Here is a 17,971-nt window from a genome sequence, read left to right on the forward strand (position 1 = left end):
ATTCCCCTGATTTCGAATGAGCGTTTAATTTTTTCGTTCGAGCATTTTAAATTTCTATCGCCCAATAATTATGAGGTTCCTATGTTTGGAATATTCAAACCTATGGCGCATATCGATCGTTTATCGTCAGATAAGATTGATAGCACCTACACACGTTTACGATGGCAGCTTTTTCTCGGCATCTTTGTTGGTTATGCAGGGTACTACTTAGTACGCAAAAACTTCAGTTTGGCGATGCCATACCTTATTGAACAAGGGTATAGCCGAGGCGAACTAGGGGTTGCTTTAGCCGCAGTATCCATCGCTTACGGTTTATCTAAGTTTTTAATGGGGAGCGTGTCGGACCGTTCTAACCCTCGTTATTTCCTCAGTGGCGGCTTGTTGATGTCGGCATTGGTGATGTTCTGCTTTGGTTTTATGCCATGGGCGACAGGTAGTATTACTGCGATGTTTATCCTGTTGTTTCTAAATGGTTGGTTTCAAGGTATGGGTTGGCCGGCCTGTGGGCGAACCATGGTTCACTGGTGGTCACGAAAAGAACGCGGCGAGATAGTCTCCGTATGGAACGTGGCACACAATGTCGGTGGCGGCTTGATCGGCCCAATGTTCCTATTGGGGCTTTGGGCTTTTAATGACGACTGGCGAACCGCTTTTTATGTTCCTGCATTTTTTGCCACTCTCGTTGCTATTTTTGTTTGGTTCACTGTAAGAGATACACCTCAGTCTTGTGGCTTACCACCAATTGAAGAACACAAAGACGATTACCCAGACGACTACGATAAATCCCATGAGAAAGAAATGACGGCGAAAGAGATTTTCTTTAAGTACGTTTTCTCTAACAAGTTGTTGTGGTCAATCGCGATTGCTAATGCGTTTGTTTACCTTATTCGTTATGGTGTACTTGATTGGGCTCCGGTCTACTTGAAAGAAGCAAAAGACTTCTCAGTAGATAAATCTTCTTGGGCTTACTTCTTGTATGAGTGGGCGGGTATACCTGGCACGCTATTGTGTGGTTGGATTTCAGATAAATTGTTTAAAGGCCGACGCGCACCTGCAGGTATCTTATTCATGGTTTTGGTTACTATCGCTGTATTAGTTTATTGGCTAAACCCAGCAGGTAACCCAACGATTGACATGTTGGCGCTGATTGCAATTGGTTTCCTTATCTATGGTCCGGTAATGCTCATCGGCTTATACGCGCTAGAGCTTGCTCCTAAAAAAGCTGCAGGTACAGCGGCAGGCTTAACAGGTCTGTTTGGTTACTTAGGTGGTGCGGTTGCTGCAAACGCAGTGCTTGGGTTTATGGTTGACCATTACGGTTGGGATGGTGGTTTCATTATTTTGGTGGGCGCTTGTATTGCATCATTAATTTGTTTGCTTTATGCCTTCATGGGTGAGCGAGCACATCATAAACAAAAAAATCTTGAAAAAGAGAAAGAAGCGTTAGCTTAACGGCTCTTTAACCTAATAAAACAACGTCAATAAATCAAAGAGGCAGGATATTCCTGCCTCTTTTCTATCAAAGGAATGGAAATAATGAAAACAACGTCAATGTGTATGACTCTTTTGGCATTGAGCTTATCAGCAAACGCATTTGCTGAACCTTTAGTGATTGCGCATCGCGGTGCATCAGGTTATTTACCTGAACATACGTTGCCTGCCAAAGCACTTGCCTATGCAATGAAACCTGACTATATCGAACAAGACGTGGTGATGACCAAAGACGATCAATTGGTGGTGTTACATGATCACTATTTAGATAGAGTCACCGATGTTGCTGACCGCTTTCCAACACGAGCACGCGCTGATGGCCGCTACTATGCCATTGATTTTACGCTTGCCGAGATCAAATCATTAAAAGTGACTGAAGGCTTTAACCTCGATGAACAAGGCAACAGAGTGGCAGGGTACCCAACACGTTTCCCTATGTGGCAGTCTGATTTCCGGGTCGCTACTTTTGCAGAAGAAATCGAGCTGATCCAAGGCTTAAACAAGACGCTCGGTTATGACGTAGGCATTTATCCTGAAATCAAAGCACCTTGGTTCCATCGTCACGAAGGCAAAGATATTTCTAAAGCAGTGCTTGCGACTTTACATCAATATGGTTACCTATCGAAAGGCGACAAAGTGTATTTACAGTGTTTTGATGCCAATGAACTTCAGCGTATCAATGATGAACTTATGCCGGCCATGGAAATGGATCTCAAGCTCGTTCAGTTGATGGCTTATACCGATTGGAACGAAACCATGACTTATAAAGGTGAGAAAGCGACGCCGTACAGCTACGACTGGATGTTTGAGAAAGGCGGCATGGCAAAAGTCGCTAGCTATGCTGACGGCATTGGTCCTTGGAAACCTATGTTGGTAGACGATGCATCGACCGAAGATAACATCATTATTAAACCATTGATGAAGTCAGCAAAAGACGCGGGCTTAGACGTTCACCCGTATACGTTCCGTGCCGATCCAGGAAGAATCCCAGCCTATGCTGATAACTTTGATGGTATGTTGGATGTCTTTTACAACCAAGTTAAAGTCGATGGCGTGTTTACCGACTTCCCAGACAAAGCGGTAGAGTTCCTTAACCGTTAATTCCCTTCCAGTTACGAAGCACTAATAACGAGATACGAAGAGCTAAAAGTAAAACTTAAAAATGCTTTTAGTTCTTCCTTGTGAGCCTCGTTCTCACTGTAATTACCATTTTGAAATTCCTAGGTTTACACCAATCTCTCCCCTTGATAGCTTACCAACATTACAGTCTGTTATTTCTCACTACAGTCTGTTATTTCTCACTGACTGAACCTTATATTCAAACTGGAAAAATCATGGAAGAAAGAAGCAAAGATTATCTCGATAGTTACCTCAATACATTGCCAACCGAAGTGGCTTCTCAATATACGTCTTTTAGTTCCGACTATTACTGCGCTGATGAATACAACGCCAATCTCTGCGCTCAGTTGATTCTCAAAGGCGAAAAACAGGCGTCTTGCAGCCTTGAATATTGGTACAGCCATGAAGGGGAAGCGATGCCTGTCGTAGGGCATTTGCAAGTCGTCACTGATTGGGATGGCAAGCCAGTTTGTATTGTAGAGATTACTTCAGTCTCACAGTGCAAATACAACGAAGTCACTGCTGAATTTGCTGCCGCGGAAGGTGAGGGTGATAAAACACTCGAATGGTGGAAAGAAGCGCACTGGAACTTCTTCTCGCGTGAATGTGAAGAGCTCAAAATATCGCCAGCTGAAGACATGTTACTCGTATTAGAGCGCTTCAAAGTGGTTTATCAATAAAGGGTATTTTGTTGATTCACAATACGTGAAATTTTGTGTTTAGGAGATCGTGCTCAATAAACAGCAACAAGGTTGACCACAATGAGCCTAACTGTTCGAGAAGTTCTTATAAGCTCGCTTGAGGGCTAGATAATTCATCGCATGCAGGAGGCAAGATGAACAATATTACAAAGCAAATCGATCTAACAAAAATCGTGTTATTCGACTGGGGCAATACGCTGATGGTCGATTTCCCAGATGCACAAGGGAAGATGTGTGACTGGGAGAGAGTTAAAGTGGTCGAGTGTGCTCGGGAAATACTTTGTGAACTATCTAAAACCCACCAGCTTTATGTTGCGACTAACGCATTAGACTCAAGCGAGCAAGACATCATCAAAGCTTTTGAACGAGTAGGGCTCACTCGGTATTTATCGGGTTATTTTTGCAAAGCTACCCTTGGCTTATCTAAATACGACTCGGATTTTTATCCCGCCATCATTTCTAAGCTTGGTGTTGAACCTCAAGATATCACCATGGTAGGTGATACATTAGAGAAAGACATTTACCCAGCACTTGAAGCGGGTTTGCAAGCGGTGTGGTTGAACACTAGTCGAGTTGATTTTAAGTCAGAGCCCCCCCGTATCGTGCAAATTAAAAACCTAAGCGAACTGTTGGAGAAGCGCGATTAACTCTCTGAAATTCAGCCTAGATAAAGCACTTGTCTGTTTTGACGTCAATCTCCCATCTCTTTGTTGTTTAATCCTTTAAGCTAACTCTAGTTTCCACTATGAGGGCTAGATTATGAGTATCGAACGTCACGGAATATCGGTTGGAATTGAACGTGTTAACGGTGAAACCATTGTTGTGTTTAAAGCGAAAGGAAAACTCACACACAATGATTACCAAGCAATGATACCAATTCTAAATACAACATTAGAAGAACTCGATTCATCTGAACTTAAGATGCTGGTCGATATATCATCTTTAACAGGTTGGGAGTTGCGGGCTGCTTGGGACGATTTCAAATTGGGATTAGAGCTCAATTCGAAGATAGACAAAATTGCTATTTACGGCGATAAAAGTTGGCAAGAAATGGCATCAAAAGTCGGCAGTTGGTTTGTGTCGGGTGAGATTAAGTCATTTGAAGATCACGACTCTGCACTTAAGTGGCTAGTCGATTGATCCTATTCGCAGACAGTTATAGATCAATCTGTAAACAACACTAATGACAGTTGACGCTCATTGTCTCGAAAGCTGTCATTTTTCATTTTGGCTATGATAATTCCTATTCGACTCCATAGAGTATATTCATTCCAGCGTGTAACATACCCAGGCTTTGTTTGGTCGAGAGTAATAGTGTGACCAGATTCAGTAAAACGAGAACTAAAACAAAAATAAGGTCTAACGACATGCATAAGGTAATTGATAAGCTGGCTTGGATATTCATCAAAGACGGCAAGTTGTTGATGGTGAGATCAAAAGGCAAAGAACTATTCTATCTACCGGGTGGTAAGCGTGAAGCTGGCGAAAGTGATGAGCAAGCACTAGTTCGCGAAATCAAAGAAGAGATCTCTGTCGATTTAGTGTCAGACTCCATTAAATACGTTGAGACCTTTACAGGCCAAGCTGATGGCAAAGCGGAAGGCGTATCGGTGCAATTGACTTGTTATCTTGCTGATTATACTGGCGAACTGTCTCCAGATGCTGAAATCGAAGAGCTTAAGTTTGTTGATGGTAACGACAGAGCGGTATGCTCATTGGCAGCACTGGTTGCGCTTGATTGGTTAGAAGCGAACCAGTATTTGGCTTAAGGTTTTAGCATCTATCAGCTGTATTAGTGCTAATTAGCTAATGTTGCAGACTGATCTTTAAAAGATCATCACTTAAGAATAGCTTGAAGGGCGGCTGTCTTTCATCAATAGATCGAGTTTCCTTTGAGCTTTCTTCGTGTCTTGTAAATCCACTACCTCAATCATTTCACACTCATCTCGTACCATCTCATTAATCAGGCTTGGATAATGTCTGCAATCTTCTGGTCGGTCTAAATAGATGCTACAGGTGTACCTGGCTTGAGCCTTGGTATCTTTCGTCGGAACCAGTTCCAGAAAAGGGCAACGGCTTAAACGTTCACCAGATTCAGGGTCGAACCAGATCTCGCTTCCACGAACATATTCAAAGATGTCTGGATTGAACAACTCCCACAAATCAATCTCTTCTTGCGTTGCGGCAAGGTCGCCATCTCCGTATTTGATACAGCATTTCCCGCATTGATTACAATTTTTCATTAGTGACTTCATTGGTTGGTGAGCTTTTGTCATTTTACCACTGATAGGCGTGGCACGTTGCCTTAGTTGTTCATGCTTATACCGTTAAGGGGCGCGAACTTGGAATAGCGATACTTAAAATTAATTTATCTATGCACGACCACTCCAATCAAAGCTGTAAACAGTGATACAATTTGTGCCTCTCACGTTATTCAAGCAAAGGCATCAAAATGAGAACGGTATACACCACCGAAGGCAACATCAACGCAAAGAAACAAAAAGACGCTTACCCAAAGCTCGCTTTATGTGACAAGTGCATAGGTGATTATGTGGTTATCGAGCAAGGTGAACGAACTTATAAGCCTTGTGCTAAATGTGGTGCCGACGATTAATGCGCCTTGATAAATACCTATGTAAAAGCACTGAACTAACCAAGCCTGAAGCGATTGAACGCATCCGTAATAGCGAGGTGAATGTAAACAGTGAGACTGTCACCGACGAATCGACTCAGGTTCACGAAAGCAACACCATCTTGTTAAACAGCACGCCGCTTCATTTACGTGAATTTCGTTACCTCTTAATGCACAAGCCTGCGGGTACTATTTGCTCCAATATCGACGAAGTCTATCCCTCGCTGTTCAACTACATCGAGATAGGCAAAGTATCAGAATTGCACATAGTAGGGCGCTTAGATGCTGACACCACAGGCTTAGTTTTGATTACCGATGATGGGCGATGGTCATTCAATATTACGCTGCCAACCAAGTCATGTAAGAAGGTATACCGCGTGACATTGTCACGAGATATCAAAGATGATGTCGCTGATAAGTTCAAAGCGGGCATTCAATTGCAAGGCGAACAAAAACCGACGCGTCCGGCAGAGCTTGAAGTGATTACCAGTAAAGAAGTGCTGTTGACTATTACAGAAGGTAAGTTTCACCAAGTAAAACGAATGTTTGCTGCGGTAGGGAATCGAGTTGTTGGTCTTCACCGTGAACAGATTGGTGATGTTCGTTTAGATGTTGAAGTAGGTCAGTGGCGTTATCTAACCAAAGCCGAAGTCGACTCATTTCAGCAGGGCTCGGAATAAATGTTTTAATCTCTTAAAGCGAGTTAGCATCAGAATATCAATACTATAAGGATGTAGGATGTAGGATGTAGGATGTAGGATGTAAAACCTCAAAGTCTCAGAAATTAAGTCTTTCGTACCCGCGAAAGACCTCAGTTTATCTAAGCGTTTTTACCAGTCAATCGGCTTTGAAGTTATGTCTGAATTTCACGATATTTACGACATGGCAGTTGTGCCTTCCTTCTGCAAAACTTTTATGAACCTGCGCATTGTCACAATTACATGATGCACTTGCTGGTTGAAGACGTAAAAAGTTGGTCTCAACACATCCAAAACTCTAATGTAGTGTCGGAATTTTAAGTTACCGTTTCCGAGGTTGTTGAGCAGCCTTGGGGAATGCTTGAGTTTTGTATCATTGACCCAAGTAGTGTCCCATTTATTTGTTTATAACGACAGTATCAACGCTCAACAGTTTTACGAAAAGCTGGGCTGGTTTCCACGTGACGAAGTTCGAATGTATTCATTTAATAGTTCTAGTAACAGCAACGTTTAACATTATGAATATATTTAACTGATTCAATATGCGTGGCATTTTTGGCCCAATTCAGTGTTCGTTCATGGCCTAATGAGTTAGGCTAGGTCACAACGTTACCCATATATTACACGGGTGAATTAGGGACTTTCAGTTAAGGAGATCAAATGTACCAGGGAAGTTGTTTGTGCGGTTCAATACCGTTGTCATTAAAAGGCGTCCTGGTTTATTGGTTTCAAGGTAAGGATTATTTATGCAGAAAATGGAGTTTGTAAGAGTCCTACTGGTAGAAAAGGGCGTGAAACCTCAATTAACGAATCCATACTTTTACCTATGGTGGAAGTTACTTCGTATTGAAGCGAAGCCTCGGGTATTTGAAAGCCCGTTTAAGTTGTTTTTTCTTCAAGCTATATTTGGCTCTGTTTTTTGGGGTGGATTTATGTGGTTGTTATTTTGGCAGTTTGAAGGTTTCACAACATTCCAAGTGTATTGCTCTTTGTTCTTCGGTTTATTTACCGGGTTATGCTCTGCTCTTGAGGTTGCTAGAGCACGACGGAAGTTTGGGCTCAGCACACTAGAACGGTTGCTTGAACAGAATAAACTCACAGAGAACTAACAATACACTGAGGTATAAAATTTTGAAGAAGTTAATAGCGTTTATTGCCTGTTCCAATCTTGTCACGTTTGGATCGATTTATGTGCTTGAGTGGCAGTTTGGTTATCTCTCTATTCACTTTTTAAGTGACTACGCATTTTATACGATGCTGGTTCTCCTTGGGTTAGGAACGTTGTTTTCATTTACTGGACATACCGTTGGATATAGTGATCCAAGCAATGTGGCAGGAGTGACTGCGAGTAGTCTGATCGATAATGATTCAGCCAAAACGACGGTAGTGAATAAGTTGGAAAACACGAACTTAGGAAGCCGTTTCTTGATCGCCAGCTTAGTACCTCTGGTTTTTTGTGTGTTTGCATAACTTTATTGTTCCGCTGCCTATTAACGGGAGTTGAGCTAATAATATCGCTAGGCTCATTCTGTATTTTTTAAATGAATCCAATTGACATGTTACTTCCAATATATGAAAGTGGCTGTATGAAAACTAGTCTAAAGCACGTTAATTACCGAATTATCATCATTCCATAGAATGGTGGGATTCGATACGCTCTAGACTAATCAACCCACCCGTAAAGGTGGGTTTTGTGTATCTATCTTTCGGGGAAATAGACTCTTGGAGAAGTTTACATGAAAAAAGTAGCCGTTTTTGGTAAGCCAGGCAGTGGAAAATCGACAGTAAGCAAAGTACTTGCTTCTGTTACCAATTTGCCACTTCATCAATTGGATTCCTTGGTATACAAACCAAGTGGTGAATTAGTCGATAAAGAAGTATTTAAAGACATTCACGATAAGATAATCAATTCAGAAACTTGGATCATGGATGGGTTAGGGCCGATCAGTTTGTTCTATCAACGTTTAGAAGAAGCCGACACGCTTGTGTATATCGACCTTCCGTATTCAGTCAGTTATTGGTTCGTCGCCAAGCGTTTGCTAAAAGGGTTATTCGTCAAACCAGAAGGTTGGCCTGATGGAAGCTCTATTTTTAAAGGCACATTACAAAGCTACAAAATACTAAAATTGTGTCCAAAATTTTGGAACGATGACTTTATGTTAAAGGTACTTGGAAAGTCGCCTGAGAAAGAAGTTCATGTAATCAAAACTGTTGCGGAGTTAAATGATTTTGTATTGAAGTGCATGATTAAGGAACATCGATGAGAGTGCCGTTTCAAGTATCTAATGAACCTCGGCCATCGAATGAGCATACAGAACTTCGTTGGTTCTGCTACCAAGAGGCTTGCCGGCTCTTAGAGTATGATTCTAATCGCATCGCCTTATGGGAAGCTTATGAAAGGATTAAAAACGAGGTCAACTAAGTAATTATCGGTTTTGAGTCCGAATCAGCACATTTTTGCTATGCATCACTATTCGTTCTTAATTATTTATAATATGTTAGGGGTAGGATTCATAAGTTGATAATATAAAATCTACACTATATTGTTGATTGACTTATATAAATGCTTGATAACAAATACATTAAACACCCGTACAACTGCGAGAAGTGCAACGCTTTGACGCCTCATCTCCCAATAACCAAACCTGACGATTCTGCATCAGAAATGAAGCAATTTAAGTTTGGTATGTTGATCGAGTTCTTGATGACGACACTGTTTAAATCAGACTCTCATTCTAGCAGTTTCTTTGTTGAAGAAGAGCAACGATACGAATGTGAAAAATGCAACACAACATCGTGGCATTAATGTGTCGATGAGGCTTGTGGTTTTTATGATTGAAGGGTTTAGACGGGGCTGAGTGATGAACAAGAAAGGTGAGCCTCTGGGCAAATTGAGTATTGAAACGTGTCTATACTGGTATTGGTTGTGCTACTTACCTTAAAGTGGCGTTAGAAATGATGTGTTTAACTAGGCTAACTCTCAGAGGTAACAATGAAAAAATTACTATCACTAGGCGCCGTTTTACTTGCGGCATCATTTTCAGTCGCCGCTTCTGACGGTTTGATTAAGTACCAAAGTAATTACTCGGTAAAAGAAACCGCTGACCGTTTTGAAAGTATCGCTAAAAGCAAAGGCTTAACGTTGTTCGCAAGAATCGACCATCAGAAAAACGCGAGCAGTGTTGATCTTGAATTGAGACCAACCGAAGTTATTATTTTTGGAAACCCTAAGGTTGGTACGCCATTGATGCAGTGCCAGCAAGATGTGGCGATTGATTTACCACAGAAAGTGCTTGTAACCGAAGATTCGAATAAGAAAGTCTGGTTGTCTTACAACGATCCTAATTACTTGATGGAACGTCATGCTATTAACGGCTGTGATGAGGTGATTAAGAAAATATCAGGTGTGCTGAGTAAATTATCGGAAGCGACAATCGCTAAGTAATGATGATTTCGAGCCTGAAACCTTGTTTAACGCCATTCAGTTAAACTGCTTAGACAAGAAGTGAACGATGAAGCCCACCCAATATGGTGGGTTTCTTATAGAGTGTAGGTTTTACTTTGCACGTCATCAGGAATAACGAAATAGGGACATCATGACATTACGAGTAGTACCTGAACTTTATTGTTTAGATATAGAGGTGAGTAAGTCATTCTTTGTGGAAGTGTTGGGTTTTTCGGTTAAATACGAACGTCCAGAAGAAGCCTTTGCTTATCTGACTCTGGATGGTGTCGATGTCATGCTCGAAGGGCTTAATGGCGATAGTCGTAAGTGGATTACAGATAAGCTAGAAGTACCGTTTGGGCGAGGGGTAAACTTTCAATGGGATGTGTCGGACATCGATACCTTGTATCAACAAGTTAGTGACCAGTCTAAAGCGTCTATTTACTTAACATTAGAGTCTAAATCGTACTCATGCGATGACCGTGTCGCGATTCAAAAGCAATTCATTGTTCAAACGCCAGATGGCTACTTATTTCGATTTTGTCAGGACCGCCATTGAATTGATGCCTTTGGCATAGATCTTCGGCCAACATTCACAATGCGATTAAAACAACATAAGTAAACGATTAAAGGAATACTCCGACATGTACGGGAGTGAAGAAACCAGAGCATTTTGCTGTAATTGCAAAGTACTGACTCGTCATAAATACACCATGTTTAGTAACCAAGTTCAAAAAGCACCTCAAGAAGCAAAGAAACCTGGATTGCTTGGACTGATTTTATCGTCGTTAGCCTTAAGTGGTGGAACTGGTGACTACAAATGCACAAAGTGTGGTACTAATTTACGTACTCCCGATAACCTTGATTAACGTCTTTTGATGGCTAGTTTCTTAGTTACTCAGTTTAGAGTTCTAGACAAATGTTGTGCCAAAGTCGAACAATAAACAAAGTGTTTATTATAAAAAGGACATAAAAAAACAGGCAGATCTTGTGATCTACCCGTCTTTTAATCGCTAATCTCAATCACAGTCTTGGTTATTGAAATTCAGAACGCTTAAGCGCAGCACTTCTTGTATTTCTTGCCGCTACCACATGAACATGGATCGTTACGATTAGGTGTTTTTTCAAACGTCATCGTTTTTGGCTTGTTTAATAGCGTATCTAGTTCAAGCGTGTTTTCTTCTTTGTTTGCATCTACTGTAATGTTTACAAAGATAGCGCTGTTTGCTGCTAGAGCTTCAACTTCTGCTTTACGAGCTTCAGTTTGAACCATTACTGCGATTGGTGACTCTTCAGTACCCGCTTTAACATCGCGGTTTACGTTGTAGCCAGCAAGAACGTGATTTTGTCTTGTCTCGATACGGCCTTTGAAAAATAGTTTCGACATTGGGTACTCATTACAAATTGGGATGACGCTATTCCAACGGGAGAGCGTTATAGAGCGGGGGATTATACTGATATATTGAAATTGATAAAGCAGTGATGTGAATGTTCTTTTAGCGGTCAGAGCGGAAGTGCGTGTAATCATCATATTGAGATACTTCGCTACATTGAGCTAATTAAGGAAGAGCAATGAAACCAAAACAAGTGGTACTTGGTTTTTGGGACGCAATGAGGACCAATGATTTTGCAAAGGCGAGTGAATGGTTGGCAGACGATTTTCAAGGACATTGGCCTCAGTCGTCTGAGTTGACGACTGGTCGAAGCAACTTTACAGCAATCAATTCTGAATACCCAGCTAACGGAGTTTGGGAGTTCGAGCTCAACTCGATTGTCTGTGAAGGTGATACGGTGGTGACGGATGTCTCGGTCACTGACAGCGTATTGAAAGATCGCGTGATTACTTTTCACACGGTTGTCGATGGCTTGATTCAAAAGCAAACGGAGTTTTGGCCAGTTCCATTTGAAGCGCCAGCGTGGCGATCACAGTGGGTTCAGATTGTGACGAACAATCAGGCTATATCGAACAATCAGCTTGCATCGAATAATAAAGTTGCGTTGAATAATAAAGTTGCGTCGAATAAGTAAGCATTAGGAGATTTCATTGAACAAGGTAGTAATAGTAACGGGCGGGAGCCGAGGCATTGGCGCAGCGACGTCGAAACTGTTGGCCAGTAAAGGCTATGCGGTATGTGTTAACTTTATTCACAACGAAACAAGAGCCGAAGATCTGGTTAATGAAATTCGTGAACAGGGTGGAACTGCTATCAGCGTACGTGCGGATGTGTCTGTTGAATCAGACGTCAAATCCTTGTTTGAGATCGCTCGTAATAAACTAGGCCCTGTAACTCATTTGGTTAATAACGCCGGGATTTTATTTACCCAATCAGCATTGGTTGATATCGAATTAGACCGCTTTGAAAAGGTCATGAAGTCGAATGTATCGAGCTGCTTTTTATGTAGTAAAGCCTTTATCAAACAAGCTGGAGACGCAGGTTCGATTGTGAATGTATCCTCTGCAGCATCTCGAACCGGTGCACCATTTGAATATGTCGATTATGCTGCTTCGAAAGGTGCGATGGATTCATTGACCAAAGGTCTGTCGCTTGAGCTAGCGTCCCGTAATATCCGAGTTAATGGTGTAAGGCCGGGGTGTATTTATACCGAAATGCATGCAGACGGTGGAGAACCTGATCGCGTTGACCGATTAGCGGCACAATTGCCATTACAACGTGGTGGTACGCCAGAAGAAGTTGCGAACTCAATAGCGTGGTTATTATCAGACGAAGCTTCCTATGTGACAGGTTCGTTTATAGATATTGCAGGTGGGCGATAGAGGCCAGCGTCCATAACATTCAGAGAACTCAGTTAACCATCAACAGGCCATTAAAAGTACCAAACTAAAAGAATGAAACTAAGAGTACAAACATGAAAAACTATTTTGAAAGTCCGTTTGTTGGTAAATCACTGAAAGAGCAAGTGACCAACCCGAATATCATCGTCGGTGAGCACAGTTACTATTCAGGCTATTACCATAATCACAGTTTTGATGACTGTGCACGTTACTTGTTGCCTGATAGAACTGATATCGACAAGCTAATTATTGGTCGTTACTGTTCAATTGGCTCTGGTGCTGTATTTATGATGGCGGGCAACCAAGGCCACCAAAATCAATGGGTGAGTACCTTCCCATTCTTCTATCAAGACGATGAAAAGTTCGAACGTGCGGTTGATGGTTTTGAACGTTCTGGCGACACCGTGATAGGTAATGACGTTTGGATTGGCACAGAAGCTATGATCATGAGTGGCATTAAAGTCGGTGACGGTGCCATTATCGCAAGTAGAGCTGTTGTTACGAAAGACGTCGCACCTTATTCCATTGTCGGTTCAAACCCAGCACGTCATATTCGCTATCGTTTCAATGAGACTGAAATGGCTCAGTTGTTAGAAATGAAATGGTGGGAATGGTGCGAAGAACAAATCAAAGGCGCAATGTCGCTAATGTGTTCTTCAGACATTGGTGGTTTGTACCATTATTGGAAAGGATTCTTGAAGCCTTAAATTGTCGTTCACAGATGAAATGTGAATGGTGAGAACGAGATTAAATTTAACAAATTACTCAATAATCTGATTATGGCAATGCGATTGTGATACGAGTAACTTATTGATTGTAAGGATATTGAATAGTATGGCATGTCGCATTAGCGTGGTGGATGAATTGGAAGGGTATTATGATTAGTTGCAACGATTACGATTATATTGAGATTGTGTGTATGCACCGATACCCAATCAAATTAACGCTGAAATCTGGCGAGCAGATTGAATGTGTCGGATTAGATACTCAACGCAATGATAGCCGTGAAGAGTGCATTAAGGTCAGTATTCAAGGTGTAGAACAACTTGTCATACTCACAGACCTTTCCACACTAGAAGTTTGTGTCGACAACCCTCATTTTCAGCAGATTTCATTCAAAACGTCATAGGCTTTCAAATGAATAACACCATAGAACAATGCTATTGCACCGCATGCCGAGAAGATACACAGCACGTTGTGGTGTTGGTCAGAAAGACGAGTGCGTTTGCAGAGAAACCTAACCAAAAGCGAAGCGAGTTTTGGGCAGGCATGATAAAAGGTTGGTTTCTTGGCCCATTTATCGCATCTATGGACGAATTTTCTCGTCATATAGTGTGTGAGAAGTGTGGTCATAAAGAGATTGAAGATTAGGTATCGATTCAATATGCTCAAACCATCGTTGGCTTAGGAATAAAACGAATGAAAGTAGAAACGATTGAAGCCGTAAAGGCGTATGGGTTTTCAGTAAGAACCACTAATCAGGATGAGGTTGACCCAACTAAAGCGAAGATAGGTCAATTGTGGCAGGGCTTTTTTGATCAGGCTTTTCCCAAACTGACGCCGGATTCAAAAGTGTACGGTGTCTACACTAATTACGAGTCTGATTTTACGGGTGAGTTTGATGTTATCGCGTGTACTAATGCGTTAACGGATCAAGACTTAAATAATCTTATTGAAACCAAGATTGAAGCAGGCAAATATCTGACGTTTTCTGCTGAAGGTGAACTTCCTCAAGCGGTCATCGATCTATGGGGAGAAGTGTGGACGTATTTCAACTCACCTGATTGTTCACACGTTCGAACTTACACGACAGATTTTGAATTCTACAAAGGCGAAACTGAAGTCGAGATTTCGATAGCGATTCAGTGATCAGTTTAAAATAAACAACAGGCTTAACTTAGGTTGTGTTACTAGTTAGGAGATGGTGGTAGCCGGTCAAGAGACTACGGCCATCCGTTAAGCCTTTGAATATATTTTAATTACAAAGAAGATACAGTGTCACGTAATTATCTTAATACTTACGCTTATCTAACCCTGAATTCCCCTAGAGTACCTCAAATACCCTTAAGTCACCCAAAAACACAATCTTGCTTGGTTTCATTCCACAAAGGGTATTGCTTCATGACTTGGGTGTAGAGCTTACTTTCCAAGCGCGCTCTTAACCAACGTCCTACGTTTTTGTATTCAGATTGTACAAACCACTTCTTTTCGACCCGCACAAACTGGCTGACAAAAGGCATTACCGCAAAATCGGCCAAGCTTGGGGTTACTCCAAAAAAGTAGGGCCGATCGGTGAGTAGCACTTCTAATTGATTAATGAACGCTTCGCAGGCTTGTCGACGTTGTTCAACATCGATGTTTCGATAACGAACCGACGCGCGATACTTTTCTAAGTGGCCAATAAAATCTTCATCGTTGGTTTTGATGAGCTGGTGGACTTGTTCGCTCAGTGTTGGATTACTTGAACGAAGAAGATCTTGAGGATCGTTTTGTTGAAGAGCCCAGTTCATGACATCTATGCTTTGTTCAATGATGTGTCCATTTGGCAACACCAAGACCGGAACGGTACCTTTTGGCGAACTGGTTAATAGTTCGCTAGGCTTGTCTTTGGTAATGATTTCCCTGAGTAACACTTTTTGCTGTGATAGTGCGATGCCCATTCGTCCGCGCATTGCGTAAGGGCAGCGACGTAAAGAATAAAGGATAGGTAAATCGGATTCGTTTGGCATTATTGAGGTCATTTAGTTTGAAAAGTGTTGTTAGGTGGTAAAGAGATCGTGATGTAGGTAGAATACGCGGCTTAAAAATTATAAGTAAGTGAGCGACTTCAAAAATGAGCAGAAAGATTGAGTTATTAGCCCCAGGTGGCGATGTAGAGGCGATTAAAGCAGCTATCGTGGCCGGTGCCAATGCAGTTTATTGCGGTTTAGACACCTTCAACGCTCGTAACAGAGCCTCTAACCTGTCGTTAGATGAGTTGAATGGTGTGATTCGCCTTGCTCATGAATATGGCTGTGAAGTGTTTCTGACTCTTAACGTTGTGCTGCTGGAACATGAAATTAAGAGCATCACTAAACTGCTAAATCAATTAGTGAACACCAAACTAGACGGCATCATCGTTCAAGATCTTGGTTTGTTCGATTTGGTGAAAAAGCATTTCCCATCATTAGATGTTCACGCGTCGACTCAGTTAACAACGCACAACGAAGGCCAGATTAAGTTCTTGTCTAAAATTGGCGCAACACGCGTTAACTTGTCTCGAGAGTTGAACCTACCTGAAATCAAGATGCTGACAGAAGTAGCACACGATCACGATGTACTAACCGAAGTGTTCGTACACGGTGCTTTGTGTATCGCATTCTCTGGTCAATGTTACTCAAGCTCTGTAAGTGTGGGTAACTCAGGTAACCGTGGCCGTTGTAGCCAAGCGTGTCGTGATGAATACGAAATCACCAATGCGGGCAACAAGTTCCCACTTAACTTGAAAGATAACTCCGCTTACTACGACCTACCTGAACTGGTTGACGCAAAAGTTGACTCGTTGAAAGTAGAAGGCCGTATTAAAGGCGCACACTACGTATACACAGTAGTAGATACGTGGCGCAAACAGATTGATAGCTTTGTAGAAAGTGGTTTGTTGATCGAAGATGATTCGAACCTGCACAAAGTATTCAACCGTGATTTCACCAACTCTTTCCTTAAGGGTAACCTAACGAAAGACATGTTCATCGATAACCCGCGTGACAACAGCATGAACTACGCCGTTGATAAAGCGACGAAAGAGAACAATGAAATCTCTGTTGTGCAAATTCAAGAAGTGACCAGCGATCTTTACGAAGCTAAGAATGCGCTAGGCAGCGAAATGCGCGACAAGATCGAGTTCCTTGATATTCGTAAAACACCCGTGTCATTGTCGTTTAGCGCGAAGCTTGGTCAACCATTCACGGTGACAGTGAACACATCAAAAGAGAACTTTACGGTTCAATCTAAATCGTTATTGATAGCGGCAAGTGAGAAGGCGATCGATCAAGAGCTACTTGAGAAGCGTTTTAAAACTGTGAAGAGTGCGGTTCATACACTAGAAAGCTACAACTTCGATAACCTTGATGCTGGCCTGATTGTTCCTTTGAAAGAAGTGTCCAATCTTAAAGATGAAATCGACTTCATTCTGAACGGTTCTGTAGAAGTAATTAAGCACGTTGAAGTGCCAGCACTGCCTCAGCACCCTAAAGTGAATGAGAAGCCGACTATGTCGATGCTTATCGCGGATGTGGAAGACTTGCACCTATGTGATGTGACTGACGCAGATGTTTACTTCAAACTGCCGGAAAGCTTCAAGAAGCGTTGCAACAAGTACATCGATATCTTGGCCGAAAACCCACGTTTGATCCCTTGGTTCCCTGCAGTATTGATCGGTAAAGACTACGACGAAGCTGTTCGTATTCTTGAAGAGATCAAGCCAGCTCGCATCGTGACCAACAACACGGGTATTGCTTACAAAGCTTACGAGATGGGTATTGAGTGGGTTGCCGGCCCGTTCATGAACACAACCAACTCTCACGCACTGGTTACTCTGAAAGAAGAGCTTAACTGTGCAGGCGCATTCATTTCGAACGAGATCAACAAAGGTCAGATTCGTCATATTCGCCGCCCAGAGAACTTCAAACTGTTCTACAGCATCTACCACCCAATCTTGATGATGACTAGCCGTCAGTGTTTCTTCCAAAGAACCGTCGGTTGTAACAAGCCAAGCATCGAAGCGGGTTGCATGTTGAAATGTGAGAAAGCGACCACGATTACTAACGTTAAAGGCATCTCTTTCGCGGTTGATAAGCAGAAGGGTGGCTACCCAAGCATTTACAACCACGAGCAGTTCTTAAACCATGACGCTGTAACGGATTTCTCGGGCCTGTTCGACGAGTTCTTCATCGACCTAACCAACATCGGTGCAGGTTCGAAAGAAGTACAAGACAAAGTAGAGCTGATTAAACACTTCCAAGGTTTGATTGATGGCGTTGATGGTTCACAACAGAACCTAGAGCAGCTAGTCGAAATTCGTACTAACGCTCAATACATTCAAGGTCTATAGCG

The 17,971-nt window shown here is 42.1% G+C and carries 26 protein-coding genes and 2 pseudogenes; 25 read left to right on the plus strand and 3 right to left on the minus strand.

Going from position 1 to position 17,971, the window contains the following annotated elements; translation table 11 throughout:
- Positions 1-81 precede the first annotated feature (81 nt).
- From glpT to ACFI6G_RS02075, 6 genes are all read left to right on the plus strand, one after another.
- Complete coding sequence (gene glpT / locus ACFI6G_RS02050) at positions 82-1,452, plus strand: glycerol-3-phosphate transporter (protein WP_016769248.1); 1,371 nt, start codon at positions 82-84, stop codon at positions 1,450-1,452.
- Between the two features lie 84 nt (positions 1,453-1,536).
- Positions 1,537-2,592, plus strand: coding sequence for a glycerophosphodiester phosphodiesterase (gene glpQ, locus ACFI6G_RS02055; RefSeq protein WP_016784463.1), 1,056 nt, complete (start codon positions 1,537-1,539; stop codon positions 2,590-2,592).
- 233 nt (positions 2,593-2,825) lie between these two features.
- A complete protein-coding gene (locus tag ACFI6G_RS02060) occupies positions 2,826-3,290 on the plus strand; it encodes an ASCH domain-containing protein (protein ID WP_016788702.1) in 465 nt (154 codons plus the stop codon).
- A 155-nt stretch (positions 3,291-3,445) separates the two neighbouring features.
- Positions 3,446-3,958 (plus strand): HAD family hydrolase, encoded by a 513-nt coding sequence (locus tag ACFI6G_RS02065; RefSeq protein WP_016793525.1) that lies wholly within the window; start codon positions 3,446-3,448, stop codon positions 3,956-3,958.
- 112 nt (positions 3,959-4,070) lie between these two features.
- Positions 4,071-4,451, plus strand: coding sequence for a SpoIIAA family protein (locus ACFI6G_RS02070; RefSeq protein ID WP_010441092.1), 381 nt, complete (start codon positions 4,071-4,073; stop codon positions 4,449-4,451).
- A gap of 227 nt (positions 4,452-4,678) precedes the next feature.
- Positions 4,679-5,080, plus strand: coding sequence for an NUDIX hydrolase (locus tag ACFI6G_RS02075; protein ID WP_010441089.1), 402 nt, complete (start codon positions 4,679-4,681; stop codon positions 5,078-5,080).
- A 72-nt stretch (positions 5,081-5,152) separates the two neighbouring features.
- On the opposite strand, the gene ACFI6G_RS02080 is transcribed toward ACFI6G_RS02075, so the two are convergent.
- Positions 5,153-5,554, minus strand: coding sequence for a YkgJ family cysteine cluster protein (locus ACFI6G_RS02080; protein ID WP_032546566.1), 402 nt, complete (start codon positions 5,552-5,554; stop codon positions 5,153-5,155).
- A gap of 209 nt (positions 5,555-5,763) precedes the next feature.
- On the opposite strand from ACFI6G_RS02080, the gene ACFI6G_RS02085 reads away from it, so the two are divergent.
- The 12 genes and pseudogenes from ACFI6G_RS02085 to ACFI6G_RS02140 all read left to right on the plus strand — a co-directional run bounded on the left by ACFI6G_RS02085 (position 5,764) and on the right by ACFI6G_RS02140 (position 10,955).
- Positions 5,764-5,925 carry a hypothetical protein gene (locus ACFI6G_RS02085; protein WP_010441083.1) on the plus strand — a complete coding sequence of 54 codons (162 nt, stop codon included), beginning with the start codon at positions 5,764-5,766 and terminating at the stop codon, positions 5,923-5,925.
- Positions 5,925-6,623: a pseudouridine synthase gene (locus ACFI6G_RS02090; RefSeq protein WP_016799745.1), complete on the plus strand. Its 699-nt coding sequence runs from the start codon at positions 5,925-5,927 to the stop codon at positions 6,621-6,623. Before ACFI6G_RS02085 ends, ACFI6G_RS02090 begins: the two co-directional genes overlap by 1 nt.
- Positions 6,624-6,726: 103 nt before the next feature.
- Positions 6,727-7,052 (plus strand): annotated as a pseudogene (locus tag ACFI6G_RS02095) (VOC family protein).
- A pseudogene (locus ACFI6G_RS02100) lies at positions 7,033-7,155 on the plus strand (GNAT family N-acetyltransferase); the annotation flags it as partial. The pseudogenes ACFI6G_RS02095 and ACFI6G_RS02100, both read left to right, overlap by 20 nt.
- A gap of 232 nt (positions 7,156-7,387) precedes the next feature.
- A complete protein-coding gene (locus ACFI6G_RS02105; RefSeq protein WP_016793523.1) occupies positions 7,388-7,750 on the plus strand; it encodes a DUF6404 family protein in 363 nt (120 codons plus the stop codon).
- Positions 7,751-7,832: 82 nt separating this feature from the next.
- Complete coding sequence (locus tag ACFI6G_RS02110) at positions 7,833-8,111, plus strand: hypothetical protein (RefSeq protein WP_016769253.1); 279 nt, start codon at positions 7,833-7,835, stop codon at positions 8,109-8,111.
- Positions 8,112-8,377: 266 nt separating this feature from the next.
- The gene (locus ACFI6G_RS02115; protein WP_016793521.1) at positions 8,378-8,905 is read left to right on the plus strand and encodes a P-loop NTPase family protein; all 528 of its coding nucleotides are present in this window, start codon (positions 8,378-8,380) and stop codon (positions 8,903-8,905) included.
- Complete coding sequence (locus ACFI6G_RS02120) at positions 8,902-9,063, plus strand: NUDIX hydrolase (protein WP_010441071.1); 162 nt, start codon at positions 8,902-8,904, stop codon at positions 9,061-9,063. The genes ACFI6G_RS02115 and ACFI6G_RS02120 overlap by 4 nt, the downstream gene beginning before the upstream one ends.
- Before the next feature lie 141 nt (positions 9,064-9,204).
- Positions 9,205-9,447, plus strand: a complete 243-nt coding sequence (locus ACFI6G_RS02125) for a hypothetical protein (RefSeq protein ID WP_010441069.1) — start codon at positions 9,205-9,207, stop codon at positions 9,445-9,447.
- A 186-nt stretch (positions 9,448-9,633) separates the two neighbouring features.
- A complete protein-coding gene (locus ACFI6G_RS02130; protein ID WP_010441067.1) occupies positions 9,634-10,086 on the plus strand; it encodes a DUF302 domain-containing protein in 453 nt (150 codons plus the stop codon).
- Between the two features lie 151 nt (positions 10,087-10,237).
- On the plus strand, positions 10,238-10,645 hold the full coding sequence (locus ACFI6G_RS02135; RefSeq protein WP_016793989.1) for a bleomycin resistance protein: 408 nt from the start codon (positions 10,238-10,240) through the stop codon (positions 10,643-10,645).
- An 85-nt stretch (positions 10,646-10,730) separates the two neighbouring features.
- Complete coding sequence (locus tag ACFI6G_RS02140; protein WP_102386534.1) at positions 10,731-10,955, plus strand: hypothetical protein; 225 nt, start codon at positions 10,731-10,733, stop codon at positions 10,953-10,955.
- 185 nt (positions 10,956-11,140) lie between these two features.
- On the opposite strand, the gene ACFI6G_RS02145 is transcribed toward ACFI6G_RS02140, so the two are convergent.
- Positions 11,141-11,473, minus strand: coding sequence for a PBPRA1643 family SWIM/SEC-C metal-binding motif protein (locus tag ACFI6G_RS02145; protein WP_010441062.1), 333 nt, complete (start codon positions 11,471-11,473; stop codon positions 11,141-11,143).
- Positions 11,474-11,658: 185 nt separating this feature from the next.
- Between ACFI6G_RS02145 and ACFI6G_RS02150 the strand changes: the two genes are divergently transcribed.
- The 6 genes from ACFI6G_RS02150 (at position 11,659) to ACFI6G_RS02175 (ending at position 14,749) form a co-directional block, all read left to right on the plus strand.
- Positions 11,659-12,114: a nuclear transport factor 2 family protein gene (locus ACFI6G_RS02150; RefSeq protein WP_016784453.1), complete on the plus strand. Its 456-nt coding sequence runs from the start codon at positions 11,659-11,661 to the stop codon at positions 12,112-12,114.
- Between the two features lie 16 nt (positions 12,115-12,130).
- A complete protein-coding gene (locus ACFI6G_RS02155) occupies positions 12,131-12,862 on the plus strand; it encodes an SDR family oxidoreductase (RefSeq protein ID WP_016769258.1) in 732 nt (243 codons plus the stop codon).
- 92 nt (positions 12,863-12,954) lie between these two features.
- The gene (gene catB, locus ACFI6G_RS02160; RefSeq protein WP_016798567.1) at positions 12,955-13,587 is read left to right on the plus strand and encodes a type B chloramphenicol O-acetyltransferase; all 633 of its coding nucleotides are present in this window, start codon (positions 12,955-12,957) and stop codon (positions 13,585-13,587) included.
- A 170-nt stretch (positions 13,588-13,757) separates the two neighbouring features.
- Positions 13,758-14,009 (plus strand): Rho-binding antiterminator, encoded by a 252-nt coding sequence (locus ACFI6G_RS02165; protein WP_016788695.1) that lies wholly within the window; start codon positions 13,758-13,760, stop codon positions 14,007-14,009.
- A gap of 8 nt (positions 14,010-14,017) precedes the next feature.
- Positions 14,018-14,251, plus strand: a complete 234-nt coding sequence (locus ACFI6G_RS02170; RefSeq protein ID WP_010441052.1) for a hypothetical protein — start codon at positions 14,018-14,020, stop codon at positions 14,249-14,251.
- A 48-nt stretch (positions 14,252-14,299) separates the two neighbouring features.
- Positions 14,300-14,749: a GyrI-like domain-containing protein gene (locus ACFI6G_RS02175; protein ID WP_102285912.1), complete on the plus strand. Its 450-nt coding sequence runs from the start codon at positions 14,300-14,302 to the stop codon at positions 14,747-14,749.
- A 200-nt stretch (positions 14,750-14,949) separates the two neighbouring features.
- Here ACFI6G_RS02175 and ACFI6G_RS02180 read toward each other — a convergent pair whose 3' ends face one another.
- Positions 14,950-15,540 (minus strand): glutathione S-transferase, encoded by a 591-nt coding sequence (locus ACFI6G_RS02180; protein WP_241901796.1) that lies wholly within the window; start codon positions 15,538-15,540, stop codon positions 14,950-14,952.
- Positions 15,541-15,713: 173 nt separating this feature from the next.
- On the opposite strand from ACFI6G_RS02180, the gene ACFI6G_RS02185 reads away from it, so the two are divergent.
- On the plus strand, positions 15,714-17,969 hold the full coding sequence (locus tag ACFI6G_RS02185) for a peptidase U32 family protein (protein ID WP_016793517.1): 2,256 nt from the start codon (positions 15,714-15,716) through the stop codon (positions 17,967-17,969).
- Positions 17,970-17,971: the final 2 nt, after the last annotated feature.

The sequence above is a fragment of the Vibrio sp. PSi01 genome (assembly GCF_054960695.1).